This is a genomic window from Agromyces sp. Leaf222 (assembly GCF_001421565.1).
Taxonomy (GTDB): domain Bacteria; phylum Actinomycetota; class Actinomycetes; order Actinomycetales; family Microbacteriaceae; genus Agromyces.
In genome coordinates this window covers 551,201-571,413 of sequence record NZ_LMKQ01000002.1, presented here as the reverse complement: position 1 = coordinate 571,413, position 20,213 = coordinate 551,201, and the positions used below count along the sequence as shown (strand labels likewise).

Annotated in this window: 18 protein-coding genes; 4 read left to right on the top strand and 14 right to left on the bottom strand. The window is 71.8% G+C overall.

Annotated elements, in window-relative coordinates; all coding sequences use genetic code 11:
* Positions 1–53 precede the first annotated feature (53 nt).
* Both ASE68_RS17455 and ASE68_RS17450 read left to right on the top strand, forming a co-directional pair.
* Positions 54–1,115, top strand: coding sequence for an ABC transporter permease (locus ASE68_RS17455; RefSeq protein WP_055862529.1), 1,062 nt, complete (start codon positions 54–56; stop codon positions 1,113–1,115).
* 104 nt (positions 1,116–1,219) lie between these two features.
* The gene (locus ASE68_RS17450) at positions 1,220–2,401 is read left to right on the top strand and encodes an ROK family transcriptional regulator (protein WP_055862527.1); all 1,182 of its coding nucleotides are present in this window, start codon (positions 1,220–1,222) and stop codon (positions 2,399–2,401) included.
* Between the two features lie 278 nt (positions 2,402–2,679).
* Here the strand turns inward: ASE68_RS17450 and ASE68_RS17445 are convergent, their stop codons facing one another.
* From ASE68_RS17445 to ASE68_RS17430, 4 genes are all read right to left on the bottom strand, one after another.
* Positions 2,680–3,960 carry a hypothetical protein gene (locus ASE68_RS17445; protein WP_055862525.1) on the bottom strand — a complete coding sequence of 427 codons (1,281 nt, stop codon included), beginning with the start codon at positions 3,958–3,960 and terminating at the stop codon, positions 2,680–2,682.
* A 75-nt stretch (positions 3,961–4,035) separates the two neighbouring features.
* Positions 4,036–5,307, bottom strand: a complete 1,272-nt coding sequence (locus tag ASE68_RS17440; RefSeq protein WP_055862523.1) for a hypothetical protein — start codon at positions 5,305–5,307, stop codon at positions 4,036–4,038.
* Between the two features lie 30 nt (positions 5,308–5,337).
* Positions 5,338–6,384 (bottom strand): sugar phosphate isomerase/epimerase, encoded by a 1,047-nt coding sequence (locus ASE68_RS17435; protein WP_235481088.1) that lies wholly within the window; start codon positions 6,382–6,384, stop codon positions 5,338–5,340.
* 83 nt (positions 6,385–6,467) lie between these two features.
* Positions 6,468–9,893 (bottom strand): PQQ-dependent sugar dehydrogenase, encoded by a 3,426-nt coding sequence (locus ASE68_RS17430; protein WP_235481086.1) that lies wholly within the window; start codon positions 9,891–9,893, stop codon positions 6,468–6,470.
* A 515-nt stretch (positions 9,894–10,408) separates the two neighbouring features.
* Here ASE68_RS17430 and tatA point away from each other — a divergent pair.
* Together tatA and ASE68_RS17420 are read left to right on the top strand one after the other, a co-directional pair.
* The gene (gene tatA, locus ASE68_RS17425; RefSeq protein WP_055862521.1) at positions 10,409–10,711 is read left to right on the top strand and encodes a Sec-independent protein translocase subunit TatA; all 303 of its coding nucleotides are present in this window, start codon (positions 10,409–10,411) and stop codon (positions 10,709–10,711) included.
* Positions 10,708–11,106: a hypothetical protein gene (locus ASE68_RS17420; protein WP_055862520.1), complete on the top strand. Its 399-nt coding sequence runs from the start codon at positions 10,708–10,710 to the stop codon at positions 11,104–11,106. The genes tatA and ASE68_RS17420 overlap by 4 nt, the downstream gene beginning before the upstream one ends.
* On the opposite strand, the gene ASE68_RS17415 is transcribed toward ASE68_RS17420, so the two are convergent.
* The 10 genes from ASE68_RS17415 to ASE68_RS17370 all read right to left on the bottom strand — a co-directional run bounded on the left by ASE68_RS17415 (position 11,061) and on the right by ASE68_RS17370 (position 20,194).
* Entirely contained in the window at positions 11,061–11,885 is an 825-nt protein-coding gene (locus tag ASE68_RS17415) for a YidC/Oxa1 family membrane protein insertase (protein WP_055862518.1), read from the bottom strand. The two genes, ASE68_RS17420 and ASE68_RS17415, sit on opposite strands and share 46 nt — an antisense overlap.
* A gap of 100 nt (positions 11,886–11,985) precedes the next feature.
* A complete protein-coding gene (locus ASE68_RS17410) occupies positions 11,986–12,276 on the bottom strand; it encodes a DUF6412 domain-containing protein (protein WP_157421741.1) in 291 nt (96 codons plus the stop codon).
* A 171-nt stretch (positions 12,277–12,447) separates the two neighbouring features.
* Complete coding sequence (locus ASE68_RS17405) at positions 12,448–12,717, bottom strand: GlsB/YeaQ/YmgE family stress response membrane protein (protein WP_055862515.1); 270 nt, start codon at positions 12,715–12,717, stop codon at positions 12,448–12,450.
* Positions 12,718–12,793: 76 nt separating this feature from the next.
* Positions 12,794–14,278, bottom strand: coding sequence for an aldehyde dehydrogenase (NADP(+)) (locus ASE68_RS17400; RefSeq protein ID WP_055862513.1), 1,485 nt, complete (start codon positions 14,276–14,278; stop codon positions 12,794–12,796).
* An 88-nt stretch (positions 14,279–14,366) separates the two neighbouring features.
* Positions 14,367–15,368: a proline racemase family protein gene (locus ASE68_RS17395; RefSeq protein ID WP_055862510.1), complete on the bottom strand. Its 1,002-nt coding sequence runs from the start codon at positions 15,366–15,368 to the stop codon at positions 14,367–14,369.
* Between the two features lie 51 nt (positions 15,369–15,419).
* Positions 15,420–16,337 carry a dihydrodipicolinate synthase family protein gene (locus ASE68_RS17390; protein WP_055862508.1) on the bottom strand — a complete coding sequence of 306 codons (918 nt, stop codon included), beginning with the start codon at positions 16,335–16,337 and terminating at the stop codon, positions 15,420–15,422.
* Positions 16,334–17,821, bottom strand: coding sequence for an FAD-dependent oxidoreductase (locus tag ASE68_RS17385; protein WP_055862506.1), 1,488 nt, complete (start codon positions 17,819–17,821; stop codon positions 16,334–16,336). Before ASE68_RS17385 ends, ASE68_RS17390 begins: the two co-directional genes overlap by 4 nt.
* Positions 17,818–18,141: a (2Fe-2S)-binding protein gene (locus ASE68_RS17380; RefSeq protein ID WP_055862504.1), complete on the bottom strand. Its 324-nt coding sequence runs from the start codon at positions 18,139–18,141 to the stop codon at positions 17,818–17,820. Before ASE68_RS17380 ends, ASE68_RS17385 begins: the two co-directional genes overlap by 4 nt.
* Entirely contained in the window at positions 18,141–19,337 is a 1,197-nt protein-coding gene (locus ASE68_RS17375) for an FAD-binding oxidoreductase (protein ID WP_055862502.1), read from the bottom strand. The genes ASE68_RS17380 and ASE68_RS17375 overlap by 1 nt, the downstream gene beginning before the upstream one ends.
* Positions 19,338–19,522: 185 nt before the next feature.
* Positions 19,523–20,194, bottom strand: coding sequence for a GntR family transcriptional regulator (locus ASE68_RS17370; protein ID WP_055862500.1), 672 nt, complete (start codon positions 20,192–20,194; stop codon positions 19,523–19,525).
* Between the last annotated feature and the right edge of the window lie 19 nt (positions 20,195–20,213).

The following is a 20,213-nucleotide window of genomic DNA, read 5'->3' as shown; positions in this document are numbered from 1 at the left end:
ACCCAGATCGACGAGCACGGCGTGCTCGACCTCGTCATGAAAGGAACTGCCGCATGAGCGAGCAGACCACCCCCGGCGCTGAAGTCGTCGCCGAGCCGAACCCCACCACGTCAGCGACGAGCGTCGAGGCACCGGTGTCCCCCATCCGCCGACTGATGTCCGGGTCCGTCGGGCGCAACCTCGGCCTCGTGCTGGCACTCGTGCTCATCGTGGTGGTCGGCGCGATCAGCGCGCCCGACACGTTCACCACGACCAGCAACGCACTCACGATCCTGCGGCAGGCGTCGATCATCGGCGTCATCAGCGTCGGCATGACCTTCGTCATCATCGCCGGCGGCATCGACCTGTCGGTCGGCTCGGTCATGGGGCTCGCCTCGATCGCCGCCACCCTCGCGGTGACGCAGGACCTCGCCGAGGGCTCGCACTGGGTCGTGATGGTCATCGTCGCGCTGGTGGTCGGCATCTTCGCCGGGCTCGTCAACGGCATCGTGATCGCGTACGGCAACGTCGTCGCGTTCATGGCCACGCTCGCGATGCTCGTCGCGGCCCGCGGTCTCGCCGAGATCCTCGCCGAGCGCCGCACGCTCACCATCGGCTCGCGCGAGTTCATCTCCTTCTTCAACGCCGACTTCCTGGGCGTCGACATCCTGATCTGGATCTTCGCTCTTGTCGCCGTCGGCGGCTGGGTCCTCCTCAACCGCACGACGTTCGGCCGCCGCACGGTCGCCATCGGCGGCAACAGCGAGGCCTCGCGGCTCGCGGGCATCAACGTGAAGCGGCACACCGTGTGGCTGTACGCGCTCGCGGGCCTGACGGCCGGCATCGCGGCCGTCATGATCCTCGGCCGCACCACGGCCGGCACGTCGACGCACGGCCAGCTCTACGAGCTCGACGCCATCGCCGCGGTCGTCGTCGGCGGCACCCTGCTCGCCGGTGGCCGTGGCACGGTCACCGGCACCGTGCTCGGCGTGCTCATCTTCGCCACGCTGACGAACGTCTTCGTGCAGAACAACCTCTCGTCGTCGGTGCAGGCCGTGGCGAAGGGCGTCATCATCATCGTCGCGGTGCTGCTCCAGCAGCGCTTCGCCAAGCAGGGCGGCAGGTCGAGTTCCTGAGATCGTCCGACATCTGCGCTGCTGACCCCCGTTTTCAGGGGTCAGCAGCGCAGAAGTCACCCGGATCTCGACGTAAGTAGTGGTATACCGAGAGCGTGACACCTATGACGACCGATTCACCGCAGACCGTCACCGGCGTGAGCCAGCTGTTCCAGCTGCTCCGTGACGGTGTGCCCCGCACCCGCGCCGAGCTGGCCAAGTCGACCGGCCTCGCCCGCTCGACCATCGCCGCGCGGGTCGACGAGCTCATGCGAATGGGCCTGATCACGCCCGTCGCCGACGCCGTCTCGACCGGCGGGCGACCGCCGTCGCAGTTCGCCCTCAACCCGGCGGCGAAGGTCGTCGTGGCCGCCGACATCGGCGCCTCCCACGCGACCGTCGCGATCACCGACCTCACCGGCGCCGTGCTCGCCGAGCACAGCGAACCCCTCGACGTCTCGCTCGGGCCCGAGCCGGTGCTCACCTGGCTCGTCGAGGGCGCCGCGCTCCTCCTCGAGCGCACCGACCGCGACCGATCGCACGTCGCCGCCGTCGGCATCGGCGTGCCTGGCCCCGTCGAGCACTCGACCGGCCAACCCGTGAACCCGCCGATCATGCCCGGCTGGGATCGCTTCGACATCCCGGGCTGGGTGCAGCAGCACCTGCCGGTGCCCGTGCTCGTCGACAACGACGTGAACATCATGGCGCTCGGCGAGCGCGCCGTGGCATGGCCGAACGTGCAGCACCTCATGTTCGTCAAGATCGCCACGGGCATCGGCGCCGGCCTCATCTCGGGCGGCGCCCTCCAGCGCGGCGCCCAGGGCATCGCCGGCGACATCGGGCACGTGCAGATCGCGCGCGGCGCGAACGTCCCGTGCCAGTGCGGCAACCGCGGCTGCATCGAGGCGCTCGCCTCGGGCCCCGCGATCGCCCGCGCCCTGCGCGAGCAGGGCGTCGAGGCGCAGACCGGCACCGACGTCGTCGACCTCGTCAAGCGCGGCAACATCGACGCCATCCTGGCCGTGCGCCAGGCCGGGCGCGACATCGGCGAGGTGCTGACCGCGTGCGTGAGCCTGATGAACCCCTCGGTCATCGCGATCGGCGGCGGAATGGCCCGCGTGGGCGAACAGCTCATCGCCGGCGTCCGCGAGGTCGTCTACACCCGGTCCACGCCGTTGGCCACCGAGAACCTGTCGATCGTGCAGTCGCAGGCGGCCGACAAGGCCGCGATCATCGGCGCGAGCATGCTGGCCGTCGAGCACGCACTCTCGCCGGAATCGCTGAGCGCGGGCTTCATCCGCGCCTGACCGGCAACCAGCGTCTCCAGACGTCGCCCGGGCCCGCATCGCGGGTCCGGGCTTCTTCGTGCCACTGCGTCGCGGTCGAGCCGTGCCTGCGTCGCGCAGACGTCGCGCCTGAATCACGCCCGAGTCGCGCCTGCGTCCCGACATGCGAGGCGCCTGGGGCGCGCCTGCGGGCATGCAGGAGCGGCCGCTGCATGAGCGGCCGCTCCTCGGCGTCGAGCGCCATGTGGCACGCCGACGGCGCGTGGTGTCCCTCCTCGCGCCGCCGGCGGTCTGTGCGGTCAGCCGGTGACGACGCGCTCCCGCGCGGGCTCGTCACCGGTGCCGGGTTCGTCGTCCGGCCCATCGCCCGAGGGCGGCTCCGCCGCGGCACTCGCGGCGGGCACGGCATCCGATGCGGGCACGGCATCCGCGGCATCGCGCGCCGCGAGTGCTGCCGCCACCGCCTCGTCGATCGCCTTCGCCTTCGCGGCCTTCGCCCGACGCCGGGCGAGGAGCCACCAGGTCACGAGGCCGGCCACGAGCAGCACGAGCGCCATCGAGGTCCACGGCACGGCCCAGCCCGAGGCGGAGGCCGAGGCCCCGGCCACCTCCGGCGGCGTCTGGGTGTCCCCCGGCCGCACGACGACGTCGGCGTCAGCGGCGACATCCGCCGTCACGAGCCCGAGCGGGGCGACCCCGGCGACCTGCACGGTGTGCTCGATCGTGCTGCCGGGCAGCAGCTCGGGGAGGTCCGAGCCGCGCACCGTCACCGGCGCGAGCCCGAACGGGCCCGAGAGCTGCACGACCGCGTCGGGCGCGAGCCTCGTGTTGCCGGTGTTCGTGAGCGTGAAGGTCACGCTGCCGTCGCCCGGGGCGAACGGCACCGGCGTGCCGGTGTAGGCGACCGAGACATCCGTCACCGTCAAGGCGGGAACGAGGTCGCCGCTGACCCGCAGGTGGACGCGTGAGCCGAGCCGTCGCTCGGTGATGACGCCGGCGGCGTCGACGCTCATCGACGCGACCACGCCGGCGGCGTAGTCGCCGGGCGGTGCGTCCTCTGGCACGGTCAGCTCGAAGGGGATCTCCATGGTCTGCCCGCTCGCGAGCGTGATGCTCGGCGAGGCGATCTCGACCCAGCTGCCGAGTTCGACCGACTCCTGGTCCTTCGGCAGGATGTCGAGCGAGCCGTCGGGCGTGAGGAACCCGTCGGCGGCGTACACCTCGAGGTCGATGCTCGTCGTGCTGCGGTTGGTCACGAGGAGGGCGTCGGCGACCGACTGGCCCGGAAGCGCCTCGTACGCGAAGTTGGGGCGGGCGGTGCCCTGCAGGGTGTCCGCGGGGCGGACGCTCCAGGACACGGTCGTGTCGCTCGGTTCGTCTTCGGCGGCATGCGCGGCGCCGGCTCCGGCGACGGAGCCGAGCCAGGCGGAGAGCGCGAGGACGAGTGCGATGGCGGCGCCGAGCAGCAGGCGGAGCGTCTCGGGCCCGATGCGACCCTGCTGCGGCCGATGGGCTGCTGCGACGTGGCGGCCGCGACGTGCGCGGGCTGCGGTGGACTGGGAGGTGACGGCCTGGGACATGGGCGCTCGCTCGCTTTCGTGCGGTTCGGAGAATGGGGTGTCCGGGCCCCGGCGAACCGGGGCCCGGACGGGTGATCAGCTGAGCGCGGTCAGCGTGATCGTCGCGGTGTACGTGCCACGAGGGGTCTCGAGCGGAAGCTTCAGCTCGAGGTCGGCACCGACGACGGACGCGCTGCGGGCGTGACCGTCGGGAGCGCCGGCGAGGGTGCGGGCGACCGAGAGGCCGTCCCCACCGTCGAAGCCGGACTGCACCGGAGCACCGGCGACGGCGCCGCCTGCGGCATCCGTCACCTCCGGGGTCCAGCCCAGGTACTTGCTCGAGACGGGGTCGCCGCCGGCCGAGAAGTTGGACACCTGTGCGGTGAGCGACCACTCGGGGTTGCCTGCGCGGGTGTCCTGCACTCGGATCGGGACGATCTCGCCGGATGCCTCGAAGTGGTCGAGCTGCTCCTCGGCCACGCCGAGGTCGACGAGCGCCGACGAGCCCTCGAGCTCCCAGATCAGCTCGCCCGGAGCCTGGTTCGGCACCGTCACGGCGATCGCCTGGTCACCGGCTGCGGGGACGCCCGGCGCGGTGCCGGTGTAGTCGCCCACGACCGAGCCCGCTGCCACGCCCGAGCCGAACGCCGCCGCCGGGTCGTTGTCCGACAGCTCGATCGCGCCCTGCACGGTCGTCGCTGCGACGCGCAGGTTGGCCGAGTTGCCGGTCAGCACGAGGTCGCCGCCGATCGTGTTGGCGAACGCATCAGCCGCGCCATCGGCATCCGCACCGATGAGCACGTCGCGAGCGCTGCCGCTGACCGTCACGCTGCCCTGCACGATCGCGCCTGCGACAGACACGCCCCACGCGGACCCGTCGATCGAGACGTCGCCGACGACCGAGGTGCGCACCACGTCGACGTAGTTCGCCTCCTGCGTGGTGAGCGAACCGCCGATCGTGCTGTCGGTCACCTCGACGTCGACCCCGCCTGCGGCGACGGAGCCGCCGACCTCGAGGTCGTTCACGTAGAGGAAGCCGAGCTCGGTGTCCGCCGAGTAGACGCTGATGTCGCCGGCGACGCTCGTGCCGTCGAGCAGCACGCCGTACGCGTCGGTCGCGACGACGTCGCCCTCGACGATGACCGACGTGGCGTCGAGCCAGCCGCCCGGCTCGACGATGACGTCGCCCTGCACGGTCGCGCCGCCGACGACGCAGTCGACGCCGTCGCCGACGACGAGGTTGCCGGCGACGACCTGGTCGCCGATGTCACCGGCGCAGCTCAGGTCCGCCGCGTACGCGGGGACCGCGACGAGGCTTCCGCCTGCGACGAGCAACGCGATGGCCGAGACCTTGAATGTGTTTCTCATCTGGGTATGTCTCCTTTCGGGTTTCGTTGGTCAGCCGCGCAGCGCGGCGATCTGGTCGTAGCTGCGGTCGGCGTTGCCGAGCGAGTTCACGGGGTTGCCGCCGGCGGCGGTCGAACCGGCGTTGTCCTGCTCGTACATGCCGAAGCGCTGGCCGCGGTTGCGCTGCAGCTCCTTGAGGATCTGCGCGTAGGGGATGTCGCCGGCGCCGAACTCGATGATGTCGTAGCCGTTGCCGTTGGCCGGGTTGAGCTTGCCGTCCTTGAGGTGCACGAGCGGGAAGCGGCGGGGGTCGCGCTTGAGGTACTCGACCGGTTCGAACCCGGGGAACAGGTGCCGGCCGACGTAGGCCCAGTAGATGTCCATCTCGAATGCCACGAGATCGGGATCGAACTCGGTCCAGAGGAGGTCGTACACGCGGCGGTTCGTGTTGGCGCCGTTCGCATCCGTCGTCCAGTTCCATTCGCCCTGGTGGGTGTGCGTGTAGAGCGTGACGCCGGCGGCCTCGGCCTTGACGCCCATCTGGTTCCACGTCTGCGCCGCGGTGACCCACGCCGAGTCGGCGCGCCCGGAGGCGATCGGACCACCCTGACCCAGGTACTGCATGCCGAGGGTGTTCGCGATCTCGAGCTGCGCGTCGATGTTGCCCGGGTTGAGCGTGGCGTGCGAGCCAACGGCACGGAGACCGTTGTCGTCGAGCAGCTGCCGGATCTCGGCGGGCGTGATCGCGCCCGCACCGCCCTGCGTGTACCCGGCGAACTCGACCTCGGAGTAGCCGATCGCGCTGAGCTCCTCGAACAGGCGACGGAAGCCGATCGAGCCAGCACCGCTGAGCTTGTCGCGGACGGTGAACAGCTGGATGCCGATGCGGTTGACGGGCACGAGGCGCGCCCCGCCGCTGGCGGTGGGGAGCGCGGCGGGAAGCGCTGCGGGTGCAGCGCCCAGTGCGGACGCCGCGGTCGGGGCGGCGAACGCCCCGAGGCCGACGGCGACGGATGATGCGGCCAGCGCCTGCAGCAGGTTCCGGCGGCTCATCGGCTTGGCCGACACCGTCGGGTGGCCGTGAGTGTGGTGACTCATCTCTCTCCTTCGAGGTGAGACCGAACCGGGGGCCGGGTCGGTCGGGTTGGTGGGGCCCGCACGGCGTGCGGGCCCCACCGGGTTCACTGGCGCACGGTCAGGGTGGCCGTGTCCGTGCTCTTGGCCACGCCGGAGGATCCGTCGTAGGCCGCCTGGATCTGGTAGGAGCCGACTGCGAGCTTCGGCAGGGTGACCACGACGTGGCCGGACGCGTCGAGCGTTCCGGTGACCGTCGCGACCGTCGCGGTGCCCTTGCGCACCGTGACCGTGACGCCGCCGACGGGAACGATCCCCGTCGTCGACTCGACCTGGATCGTCGCCTTCGCGGCGACCGCGGGCTTGACCGGGTCGGGCGAGACGGTGACGTCGGTGATCGACTTCGTCTGCGAGACCGTGAGTCGCGCCGTGCCGGCCGAGGTCTTGAAGACCTCGTCGGCGAGGTAGCTCACCCGGATCGTGTGGGTGCCGACGGCGAGGTCGGCCGGGAGGGTGATGCTCGCCCGTCCTTCCGCGTCGAGGGTGCCGCGACCGACCTCGGTCTCGCCGATGGTGAGTGCGACCTCGCCGGACGGCACGCCGCCCTCGCCGGTCACTTGCACGGCCACCGCGGTCTCGTCGCCGTACGCGGCCCGCGAGGAGCCGAGCGTCACGAGCGTGCGGCTGTCGACCGTCGGCTCGTTCGGCGCGTCGAGGTCGACCGAGAACTTCACGGTCTTGACCGCCGAGACGTTGCCGCCGGTGTCGGTGGCGCGGTACTGCAGGTCGTACGTGCCCTTCGCCTGGAAGGTCACGCCGTACTGCTGGTTCGCAGCGAGCGCGGTCCACGTCGCACCGCCGTCGCGCGAGTACTGCACGCTGGCGAGGGCACCGTTGTCGGCGGGCTGCACGGCGAACCGGACCGGCTCGTTGAACACGCCGCCGACGCCCTTCGGGGTGCTCGGCGTGAGCGTGTGCGCCACGGTCGGCGCGGTCACGTCGGCCACACCGGCGCCGACCATCTTGATCGAGTCGACCGCGAGCTCGGCGGTGGAGGTCACGTACAGCTGACCCGACCCGCTGGGCGCGTTGGCGAAGGTGATCGAGACGTCCTTCCAGCCGGCTCCGCCGGGGATCGTCGCCGAGGCGAACGGTGCCGCCGAGACGTCGTTCCAGCGGAGGTCGACCTTGCCGGCGCCGTTGGCGCGGACGACCGCGCCGGTGATCCCCGAGAAGCTCACGGGGTCGTAGCGGAGGAAGTCGACGACGCCGCCGTCGGTGCCGAGCCCGCGGATCGCGATGCCGCCGGAGGCGGTCTCGTCCTCGTAGACGACGACGCCTCGACGCTGGATGGCGTATTCGGCCTCCTGCGTCTTCGGGTTCAGTCGCAGCGCGGCCTCACCCGTCGCGGCCGGCAGGCCGTTCGCGCCGTTGTCGGCGTAGGTCACGACGACCGCACCGTAGAGGTTGGCTCCCGCGCCGTGCTCCGGCGAGTTGGGGTCCGTCTTCCACGCGCCGGTCGCGCCGGTGCCCGAGACCTCGGGGTGGGCGTGCTCGTCGTGGCCGAGCCCGTAGGTCCACGCCACGCGGCTGGACACGGTCTCGTTGCCGTCTTCGGCGTCGGTGGTGGTCACCTTGTAGGGAACCGCCTGGCCCCAGTCGAAGAAGCCGCCGTTCTCGGGGTACGGCACCTTGACCACGGGGGCCTGGTTGCCGACCGAGATGACCTTGCTCGTCAGGCTGAACTTTCCGCCCGCGTCGGTCGCCCGGAGGCGCACCGTGTAGGCGCCGAGCTCGGTGTACGTGTGGGTCGCCGTGGCGCCCTGGTACTCGAACGTGCCGTCGCCGTCGATGTCCCACGCGTAGGTGAGCGCGCCGCCCTCGGGGTCGGTGCTGGACGATGCGTCGAGCGCGACCTCGACCGGAGCGGCCGAGGACGAGCCCGGCGTCGCGGTGAAGCGCGCCTGGGGGGCCTTGTTGCCCTCGGCGTAGTCGATGCGGTACAGGCCGGCGTCGGGGTTGGCCCGGAAGAAGCCGTCACCGTAGTCGAGCACGTACATCGACCCGTCGGGGCCGAACTCGATGTCCATCGGGTTGTCGTGGATCGGCTGCGCGGCCGCGGTGAGCGCGGAGTTCGGGAGGAAGTCCTCGATCTTCGTCACCTCGTCGTTCGCGTAGTCGACGGTGAACGCCGCGATGTAGTCCTGCGAGAACTCGCCCATGAAGGCCTTGCTGTCCCAGTACTCGGGGAACTTGGCCGTCGAGGGGTTGTCGGCGTCGTAGTGGTAGACCGGGCCGCCCATCGGGCCCTGGCCGCTGCCGGAGCCGAAGTTGACGAGCTCGTTCCACGGCTGGTCGTCGACGTTGTCGCCGTAGTACAGGGTGGCGGCGCGTGCCGGCGGGATGGCGGTGAGGCCGGTGTTCCAGCGCGATTCGTTGACCAGGTTCGCCGGGTCGAAGAACGCACCGGGGGTCGCGGTCGCGAAGTCCCAGTCGTTGTAGGCCAAGTTGTCGCCCGTCGCGTACGGCCAGCCCGAGTTGTGCGGGTCGTCCAGGCTCGCGACGTTCCACTCGACGAGGCCCATCGGGCCGCGGCCGGCGGTCGAGGCGACCGCCTTCGTGGCGTCGGGCCCGTAGTCGCCCCACGAGATGGAGTTCGTCTCGGGGTCGACCTCGATGCGGAACGGGTTGCGCACGCCCATGATGAAGATCTCGGGCTTCGTCTTCTCGGTCCCCGGCGCGAAGAGGTTGCCGGCGGGGATCGTGTACGTGCCGTCGTCCTCGACGTGGATGCGCAGGATCTTGCCGCGGAGGTCGTTCGTGTTGCCGGCGCCGCGTCGCGAGTCGAAGCCCGGGTTCATGCCCGGTGCGTCGTTGTTCGGTGCGAAGCCGTTGGCACCCGGGGCGCTGGCCGGCGTGTTGTCGCCGGTGCTCAGGTAGAGGTTGCCGTCGCCGTCGAAGTCGATGTCCGCGCCGACGTGGCAGCACTGTCCACGCTGCACGGGCACGTCGAGGATGACCTGCTCGGTCGCGAGGTCGAGGCCTTCGCCGGTCCACTGGAAGCGCGAGAGGCGGTTGACGCCCTCCCACTGCTCCCAGTAGCTCTCGTCGGCTCCGACGGGCAGCGAGTTGGGCGCCGATCCCGTCGGGGTGTCGGCCACGCCGTCGCCGTCCGCGTCGCGCGGGGCGTAGACGAGGTAGACCCAGTTGTTGTCCTCGAACCCGGGGTCGATGGCGACCGTCTGCAGGCCGTCCTCGGAGTTCGCGTAGACGGGAAGGGTGTTCGTCACCGTCGTGGTGCCGGACGTCGGGTCGGTGAGGCGGACGTCGCCGTTGCGTGCGGTGTGGAGCACGGTGCTGTCGGGCAGCACGGCGAGGTCGATCGGTTCGCCCACGTTCTTCGTGAGCAGGATCTTCTCGTAGTTGGTCCAGTCGAGCGCCGCGGCAGCGGCCTCGGCTTCATGGTCATGGCCGTCGTGCGCCATCGCCGGCGTACCGGTGATGATGAGCGCTCCGGCGGTGAGCGCGATCACGGGGACCAGGAGTCTCCGTGTGCGCAAACGCCTGTGGGTAGGATTCATCGTTGAACAGCTCCTGTCGGTTCGTTGCCAGTCAGGGTTGTCTCGCCGGGTCATCACCGCCGCTTCGATCGGCTCAGGTGGTGGCCCGGTCACATGTCGAGTGGCCTTCACGGCCACGAGTGCGTGCTGGCGCCCCCCTTCGCTCGTCTTCGAGTCACGGTTGGCGTTCCGGACTTCGTCGTCTGGTCACGGGGCGTTCCACCCCGTTTCGCAGCTGCCGGCTGCACGCTTCCCCCGGCATCGCTCAGGCGTCATCCTGTCGGAAGTTTCGCCGTTGGTCAATCAAAAGATGTCGGATCAGACGTCAAGATAGTTAACCTTCGCCTCAGTCTTGTCTCAGGTGACCGCGCACCTATAGGATCCTCCGCAATAGGACATCGTGGTCTCTCGATCCGCGCCGTCCGATCCGATCCATTCGACGCGGGGGCACCGAGGCCGCCGCATCCGAGCCCGAGGAGGGCCCCCCGATGCTCCAAGGACTGACCGGCTGGCACCTCGTGATCGTCGTCGTGGTGATCCTGCTCCTGTTCGGCAGCACGAAGCTGCCGGCCCTCGCCCGAAGCCTCGGCCAGTCGGCCCGCGCCTTCAAGGGCGAGATGAAGGCGATGCGCGAAGACGATGAGGCGGATGCCGCGGCCACCGCCGCCGCAGGCTCCGCCGCCTCGCCGGGGTCGGCCGCCCCGGCACCCGCGTCCACCGTCGACTCGACCATCGCGCCCGAGCCCGCGTCGGCGGCACCGCCCGCCCCGCAGCCGGCCACGGGGCGATGAGCTTCGGGCTCACCTTCGAGAAGCTCCTCCTCATCGGCATCATCGCGGCCGTGCTGGTGGGCCCGACCAGGCTTCCCGTGTACGCGGCCGCCCTCGCGCGCTTCGTCACCAAGGTGCGCGCGTTCGCGACGACCACCACGGCGCAGGTTCGCGAGGAGCTCGGGCCCGAGTTCTCCGATGAGGACTGGCGTGCACTCGACCCTCGGCGCTACGACCCGCGCAGCATCATGCGCGCGGCGCTGATCGACGACGAGCCCGCCCGACCCGCCGTGTCCGCATTCCGGCCCGCACCCGATCGGGATCCCGTGACCAACCCTCCCGACTCGCCGCCGGATCCCGAACAGCCCGCTCAGGCCGGCAGCGCAGGCGGAACCACGGGCGGCACGGCGGGGTAACGCCGCCGCAGCACGAGCCGCTGGCCGAGGGTCCACGTGACCGTCACGAGCAGGTAGACCGCCGCGGCGAGCGGCACGAACATCGCCACGACGGCCGTCACGAACTGCAGCAGGCCGAGCACGCCCTGCATGCCGGCCAGGCCGGGGAGCTGCCCGGCCGCGGCAGACGTCGCCGTCGAGACATCCGAAGCACCCTGAGCGGATGCCGCACCCGCCGCCGCGACCGGTCGGAACGCCCGCCGGGTGACCTCGCCGACGAGCGCGATGAGCAGCACGATGGCGGCGAAGACGGCGATCGTCGCGGGCGTCGCGGTGCCGGCCGCGACGGATCCGGCGAGGCTCGACCCGAGCGGCACGCCGAACAGCGTGTGCGTGAGCAGGTCGTTCGGTTGCCCGGCGATGACCGGCAGGATGAACAGCGCGTAGATCACGCCGACCACCGGGATCTGCACGAGCATCGGCAGGCAGCCGGCGAAGGGCGAGGTGCCCTCCTCTGCGTAGAGCGCCATCATCTCGCGCTGGAGGCGTTCGGGGTTCGCCTTGTGCTTGCGCTGCAGCTCGGCCAGGCGGGGGGCGAGCCTCGCCCGCGTGCGTTCGGCCTTGGCCTGCGAGACGCCGACGGGAATGAGGGCGGCCCGCACGAGCAGGGTCACGAGCACGATCGCGAGCGCGGCGCTCGAGGCGCCCGCGATCGGCTCGAGCAGGTTCGAGAGCGACATGAGCAGCGAGTAGGCCACGTCGAGCACGGCGGCGATGGGGGGAAAGGCGTAGAGGTCCATGGGTGCGTCCTAGCGGTCGGAGCGGAGTGGGATCCGTCTGGCCGCGTCGGCGCATGGGTCGCCTCGGCTCCCGCGGGCGCGGGGCGGTGGGCGGATGTCGCTACGCGGCCTGGATGCCGCGCCCCGGCGCCCTGGGGCGAGGGCGCCCGGCCGCGTCGGGGTCGCTCTGCGCGATGAGGCGACCGGGATCGACCGTCTGCCGATGCCGCAGCGACGCGCTGCTGGGATCGGCGCCCACGAGCGCGGGAACGGCCCGGTACGACGTGACGATGACCGCGACGGCGGCGATGGAGAGCGCGCCGATGACGATCGCCGTGAGGTGCGCGTCGCCCGCGAGCTGCGGTTCGAGCACGCCCTGGATCAGGCGCAGGAGGGCGACGACGTGTTCCACGACGGCCTCCTCCCGAGCGATGACGTCTGATGCGATCGCGTTCTCACGGTAGCACCGCGCCGCTCGACGCCGGCGAACGCGAACGACGCCGAACGCGAACGAGCGGATGACGGTCGAACCGTCATCCGCTCGTGTCGTGCGGCCGAGGCCGCGTCGTCGTTGTGGTGGTGGTCAGGCCGTCTTGCGGCTGTTGCGCGTGACGAGCCCGTAGATGAGCAGCACGACGATCGAGCCGGCGATGGCGAGGAGCCACGTGCTCCACGACCAGAACTCGTTGAGGCCGACCCCGAAGATGAGGCTGCCGAGCCACCCGCCGAGGAATGCCCCGACGACGCCGAGCAGGAGGGTGATGAACCACCCGCCGCCCTGCTTGCCCGGCAGGATCAGCTTGGCGATCGCCCCGGCGATGAGGCCGAGGATCAGAAATGCGAAGAAACCCATGATGTGCTCCTTACTCTGGCGTTGTTCCTCAACCAACCACTCGGCGCGACCGCGCGCAAGTACCGGAAGCCGCGTGTCAGAGGTTCTCGCCCCAGCCGGTCGACTCCCCCGCCGCCGAAACGGTCTGCGGCACGCCCCACGGGTTCGCCGACTGCAGTGGTTCCGGCAGCAGCGCCTCCGGCGCACCCTGGTAGGCGACGGGCCGCAGGAACCGCGTGATCGCGGCCGTGCCGACCGAGGTGGAGGAGTCGTTCGTGGTCGCCGGCCACGGCCCGCCGTGCTGCATCGCGGGGGTCACCGCGACGCCCGTCGGCCAGCCGCCGAAGAGCACGCGTCCGGCGTGCTCGGTGAGCACGCGCACGAGCGCGCGGAGTTCTGGGGCGTCCTCGCCGTCGGCCGCGTGCACGGTGGCCGTGAGGTTGCCGTCGAGCAGGGTCGGCACGAGCGCCGCGAGGTCGGTGCCCGGCTCGACCTCGATGAGCACCGAGAGCGGGCCGAACGACTCCTCGAGCAGCTGTTCGCGCCCGGCGACGAGGTCGTCGAGCGACACGGCGACGACGGTCGGGGTGACCCAGCCCTGCCCGGCCCCGTCGAGCTCGACGCGGCCCTCGGCGATCGCGCGCACGCCCGTGGCGGCGAGCACGGTCTCGCGGCGGTCGGCGTAGCCCTCGGCGATGCGGGGGTTCAGCAGCCGGTGCGGGGCGACGGATGCCGCGGCATCCGCGATGCCCTGCTCGAGCCCGTGGCCCGCGGGCACGAACACGAACCCGGGCTTGGTGCAGAGCTGCCCGGCCGACCCGCCGACGCTCGCGACGAAGCCGGAGACGATCTCGTCGGCGCGCTCGTCGAGCGCGGCCTGCGTGACGAACACGGGGTTGAGGCTGCCGAGCTCGCCGAAGAACGGGATCGGCACCTCGCGCGATGCGGCGACCCCGGCGAGGAACTGCCCGGCCGGGATGGATCCGGTGAACGCGCCAGCCCTCACGCGCGGGTCCTTGAGGATCTCGACGCCCTCCTGCTGGCCCATGACGACCTGGAACACGCCGTCGGGCATGCCGGCGGCGGCGAGCGCCTCGGTGACGACGGCCGCCGTTCGCCCGGTGAGCTCGGGGTGACCCGGGTGGCCCTTGAGGATCACGGGGCAGCCGGCGGCGAGCGCCGATGCGGTGTCGCCGCCCGCGACCGAGAACGCGAACGGGAAGTTCGAGGCCGCGAAGTTCACGACCGGTCCGAGCGGCACGAGGTAGCGACGCACGTCGGGCCGTGGTCCGAGCGCGAACCCGGGGTCGGCGGCGTCGATGCGCACGTCGAGGTACGCCCCCGAGGCGATGGTCTCGGCGAACAGCCGCAGCTGCACGGCCGTGCGGCGCAGCTCGCCCCGCAGGCGGGCCTCGGCGAGCCCGGTCTCCTCCATGCCGACCGCGACGAGCGCGTCGGCGTTCGCCTCGAGCGCGTCGGCCACGGCGACGAGGGCCCTGGCGCGATCGCGCGGGTTCGTGTCGGCGAAGGGCTGCGCGGCCGCGGCCGCATTCGCGGCGATGGTCTCGAGTTCGGGGGTCATGGTGTCTCCTGGTGTGCCGTGGTGCGGTGCCGAGCGTGCGCGGCGGATGCGGGCGGGTACGGGTGTGGGCGTCGTCGGGGCGCGACGATCAGAACTGGAAGCCCGTCGGGAACGGGTCGCTCGGGTCGAGCAGGTACTGCGCCGTGCCCGTCACCCAGGCCCGGCCCGTGATCGTGGGGATCACGGCCGGCCGCCCGTCGACCTCGGTCTCGGCGATCAGGCGGCCGACGAACCGGCTGCCGATGAACGACTCGTTGACGAAGTCGGTGTCGAGCGCGAGCTCGCCGCGGGCCCAGAGCTCGGCCATGCGGGCCGAGGTGCCGGTGCCGCAGGGCGAACGGTCGAACCAGCCGGGGTGGATGGCCATGGCGTGGCGCGACAGCTCGGCATCCGACCCGGGGGCGATGAACTCGACGTGGTGGCAGTGGTCGACGCCGTCGATGAACGGATGCCGCGGCGGCGCGGTCTCGTTGATGGCCGCCATGATCGCCAGGCCGGCCGTGATGATCTCCTGCTGGCGGGCGCGGTCGAACGGGAGTCCGACCGCATCGAGGTCGACCATGGCGTAGAAGTTGCCGCCGAACGCCATCGAGTACGGGATGGTGCCGTACCCGGGCACGTCGATGCTCGTGTCGAGCACGTCGACGTAGCTCGGCACGTTCTCGATGGTCACCGAGTCGGCGTGGCCGTCGCTCACGGCCACGCGCGCGATCACGAGCCCGGCCGGGGTGTCGAGCCGGATCTCGGTGACCGGCTCGACGACCTCGACCATGCCCGTCTCGACGAGCACCGTGGCCACGCCGATCGTGCCGTGCCCGCACATCGGCAGGCATCCGCTGACCTCGATGTAGACGACGCCCCAGTCGCAGTCTGGGCGGGTCGGGGGCTGGAGGATCGCACCGCTCATCGCGGCGTGCCCTCGCGGCTCGTTCATGAGGAACAGCCGCAGGTCGTCGAGGTGCTCCATGAAGTGGAGCCGCTTCTCGTTCATGGTCGCGCCGGGAATGACCCCGACGCCTCCGGTGACGACCCTCGTCGGCATGCCCTCGGTGTGCGAGTCGACCGCCGAGATGACCCGGTTCGAGCGCATCCGTCCTCCTCCAGCCCTTGAGTTCGCTTCAGTCCGCTTCGGTGCGCGGGCTCAGCGGCTCGCGATGTAGTCGAGCGCCTTCTGCGTGTCGCGGCGCACCTGCGCGTCGTGCTCGGCCGACAGCGGGCCGCGCGGAGGACGCGTCGGTCCACCGTAGCTCTGCCCGGCGATGTCGATCGACAGCTTGATGGCCTGCACGAACTCGGTCTTCGAGTCCCAGCGGAACACCGCGACGAGCTGCGTGTAGAGCGTGCGCGCCTCGTCGATGCGGCCCGCCTTCACGAGGTCGTAGATCTCGACGGCCTCCTTCGGGAACGCGTTCGGGTAGCCGGCGAACCAGCCCGTCGCACCCACCACGAGCGACTCGAACAGCAGGTCGTCGGCGCCGGCGATGACGTCGATGTCGCAGAGTTCCTTGATCTCGAGCACCCGGCGGATGTCGGCCGTGAACTCCTTGATCGCGACGACGTTCTCGAGTTGGGCGAGCTCGGCGACGAGGTCGGGCGTGAGGTCGACCTTCGTGTCGAAGGGGTTGTTGTAGAGCATGATCGGCAGGCCGACCTCGTTCAGGCGCGTGTAGTGCTCGACGACCTCGCTGCGGCTCGCGCGGTAGATCGTCGGCGGCAGGGCGAGCACGCCGTCGGCGCCGTCCTCCTTCGCGTACTCGGCCCACTGCACGGCCTGGTGCCAGCCGACGCCGTGCACGCCCGCGACGACGAGTCCGCGACCCGCGACCGTCTCGACGGCGACCTGGATCACCTTGCGACGCTCGGCGTCGGTGAGGCTCGAGTACTCGCCGAGCGATCCGTTCGGGCCGACGCCGCGGCATCCGTTCTCGATGAGGAAGTCGCAGTGCGCGGCGAACCTGTCGTAGTCGACGGCGAGGCCTGCGGGCGCGGAGGCGTCCTCCTTGAAGGCGAGCGTGGTCGCGACGACGACGCCGCCGAGGTCGAACTTCTGGGTGGTCATGGGTGTCCTTTCTCGGACGGTCGGTGCGTGATGGTGTTGGGGTCTCTGCCGGCCAGTTCGCCGAGGCGCAGTGGCGAGGCGATGGGTCGGCGGTCGGTGGTGACGGATGCCGCGGGGCTGCCGACGATCTCCTCGACCGTTCGCCCGCAGACGCGCCCCTGGCAGATGCCGAGGCCGGCGCGGGTCGTGAGCTTCATCGAGCGGAGGCCGCTCGCGCAGGTCGCCTCGCGCGTCTCGCGCAGGCGCCCGTAGGGCACCTCCTCGCAGCGGCAGACGACGGTGTCGTCCTCGAGCCACGTGGTCCAGCCCGAGCGGATGCCGTGCGCGGCCTCGATGCGGGCGGCGAAGCCCGTGAAGGCGCGGCGTGCGCCGACGGCCGCGGCGAGGTCGGCGTCGCGCGGGCTGCCGCCGGCGGCGACGTGACCGGCGATCTCGCCCTCGGCGAGGGCCGCGTCGACGCCGCCGATGCCGGTGATCTCGCCGGCGGCGTAGACGCCGGGAACGCTCGTGGCCTGGCTCTCGTCGACGCGCACGAAGCGCTCGGGGGTGAGGTCGCATCCGGCGGCGATCGGCAGTTCGAGTCGTGGCGTGAACCCGTGGCTCACGCACACCGCGTCGACCTCGATGCGGCGTTCGGTGCCGGCGATCGGCGACCAGTCGGCGTCGACCTCGGCGACCGTGACGGCCTCGACCCGGTCGGTGCCGTGCGCGGCGACGACCGCCCGTCCGGTGACGTACGGGATGCGGTGCCGCAGGTGGGTGCCGACGTAGCCCGCGAGCTCGCCGCCCTTCTTCGCGGCGCCCACGAGCTGCCACGGCTTCGGCAGCCACCCCTTCACGAGCGCCGACACGCGGCTCGCCTCGTAGACGCCGAGCACCTTCGCGCCGGTCGCGGCGACCGAGGCGGCGACGGGCAGCAGGAACGGTCCGGCTCCGGCGATGACGACCCGCTCGCCCAGGGCCACGCGCTCGCCCTTCGCGAACGCCTGCGCCGCGCCGGCCGTGAAGACGCCGGGCAGGTCCCATCCGGGGAACGGCAGGGTGCGGTCGTGCGCGCCCGTGGCGAGCACGAGCGCGTCGGGGCGGAACGTGCGGCCGCGCCTGGCGCTGCCGTCGGGCGGGCCCACGAGCACGTGCACGGCGACGGGGGCGGCCTCGCCCGCGGCATCCGCCTGCTCGATCGCCCAGACCTGGGCGCCGAGCACGATCTCGCAGCCGGGGTCGCGGTCGAGCTCCTCGTGCAGCGCGGTGTAGGTCGACCAGCCGTGGTGCAGCGCGCGCTCGTTCGCCGAGGGGCGCGACGCTGGCAGGTGGCGCCAGTACTGGCCGCCCGTGGCGTCGGCGGCATCGAGCAGGGTCACGGATGCCCCGCGCTCGCGTGCGGCCTTCGCTGCGGCGAGTCCGGCGGGGCCGGCGCCGACCACGAGCACCGTGCGCGCGGCGGGCGCACCGGCGGCGGGCGTCGCGGGCGTGGCGGGGCTCATCGCGCCGCCTCCGGGAGCTCGTCGTGCTGCGTCTCGACGACGTCGCCGTCGATCGCGCGGCGCTGGCACGCCCGCACGTCGCGTTCGCCGTTGACCGTCACGATGCAGTCGAAGCACACGCCGATGCCGCAGAAGAGTCCGCGGGGTCGACCGTCGACCGAGGTCCTGCGCCACGCGAGCCGGCCGGTCGCGAGCACGACGCCGGCGATGGTCTGACCCTCGACGCCGGCGACCGGTTCGCCGTCGATCGAGATGCCGATGGGGCGCTCGCCCCTCGGCCGGATCGGGTCGTGCCGCGAGGGCATCATGCGCGCGGCCATCAGGCGGCCTCCTCGGTCTCGGGCAGCAGGTGAGGTGCGAGCGATGCGCGCTCCAGCCCGAACGGCGCGGCGTCGAGGGGCGCCGGCGTGCCGAGCAGGCCGGCGACGAGCAGCTCGGCGGTCGCGAGCGAGAGGCCGATGCCGGCGCCCTCGTGCCCGCTCGCGTGCCAGAGCCCCGGCACCCGGTGGTCTTCGCCGATCACGGGAAGGTGGTCAGGCATGAACGGACGGAATCCGCCGTAGGTGCGCATGATCGAGGCGCCGGCGAGGAACGGGAACAGGCGCAGCGCCTTGCCCGCGACCTCGCGGATCACGTCGACGCGCAGGCGCTCGTCGAACCCGACCTGCTCGCGGCTGGAGCCGAGCAGCACCGTGCCCGCGGCCGTCGACTCGACGACGCTCGAGGTCTGCAGCGCGGCATCGGACGACTGGGTGGCGCCGAAGTAGTCGCCGTCGTAGACCTTGTGGAACACGCGGTGCGGCATGCGCGTGGTGACGAGCACCATGCCACGGCGGGGCTTCACGGGCAGGCGAACGCCCATGGCGCTCGCGACCTCGCCCGACCAGGGTCCGGCCGCGATGAGCACGGCGCCTCCGGCCACGTCGCCGGCATCTGTGGTCACGCCCGACACGCGGCCGTCTGCATCGCGCGTCGCACCGGTCACCGTGACGCCCGTTCGCACGATCGCGCCGTGGCGGCGGGCCGACGCGAGCAGCGCCTCGGTCGCGATGACGGGCTGCACCTGCGCGTCGTCGGGGTAGTGCACCGCGGCGGTGATCGCCGGGTTCAGCCACGGCTCGAGCGCGAGCGCGTCGGCGACGGACACCGCGCGGGCGTCGACGCCGGCCATGCGCTGGGTCGCGGCGAAGGCCAGCAACGGCTCGGCACCGGCATCCGTCGTCGCGACGACCAGGCCGCCCTTGCGCTCGTACTCGAGGGCGGGGAAGCCGGGGCCGAGCTCGTCGGCGAGTTCGGCGACGAGGCCCGGCCAGAGCGACGAGGCGTAGACCGCGAGGTCGAGTTCGGCGCCGGGGCCCTTGTCGCTGACGAGCAGGTTGCCCTCGCCCTTCGCACTCGTGCCGGATGCCGCGGCCCCGCGTTCGAGCACGGTGACGCGCTCCCCGGCCATGGCGAGCGCACGGGCGCAGGCCGCGCCGACGATGCCGGCGCCCACGATGACGACGTCGCTGATCATGGGCGCTCCTCTCCGGTTCGTGCGATATCAGTAATATGTCACATATCGAACTGGTGCACAACGACCCTCGGACACGTGCCCGAAGCCCGTCGATGGGTTCAGTGTCGTGGTCGACCGCGCGCGGCGCAAGGCATGCGTCGTCGCCCTGATCAGCGCGGCGACGCGCCGGGATGGAGCTCGGTGCGCTACTCCCCCTCGGGGTTGCCCGCCCACCAGCCGAGCGTGTGGTGGATGTGCCGGCGCATGAGCGTCCTGGCCCCGGCGGCATCGCCGTCGGCGAGGTGCTGCAGCAGTTCGAGGTGCTCGCGCGCCGACTCGTCGAGCGCCTTCGACTCGAGCATGTCGCTGAGGCCGACGAGCCTGGTGCGCGAACGCAGGTCGGCGATGACGTCGACGAGCAGTCGGTTGCCGAGCAGTCGCGTGAGGGCGAGGTGGAACTCGAGGTCGGCCTCGAGGTAGCTGCGCAGGTCGCCCGTGCTCGCGCCGAGCACGATCTGCTCGGCCAGCGCGCGGAGCTCCGGCAGCCGGTCGGCCGGGAAGCGTCGCGCGAGCTCCTCCATGGCCGGCGGTTCGAGCAGCTGGCGCACCTCGACGATCTCGCGCAGCACCTCGGGGCTCACGGTCGTGACCCGGAACCCCTTGTTGCGCACGGGCTCGACGAAGCCGCGGCCCTCGAGATCGAGCATCGCCTCGCGCACCGGCGTCGCCGACACGTCGAACTGGGCGGCCAGCGTTGGCACCGTGAGCAGCTCTCCCGGCGCGAGCTCGCCCGAGATGATCGCCGCCGAGAGGGCCTGCTCGACCCTCGCGCGAAGGCTCAACTGCTGCTCGACGGGGCGGATCGCCGTGACGGCCATCGCGTAGTCCTCTCGATCG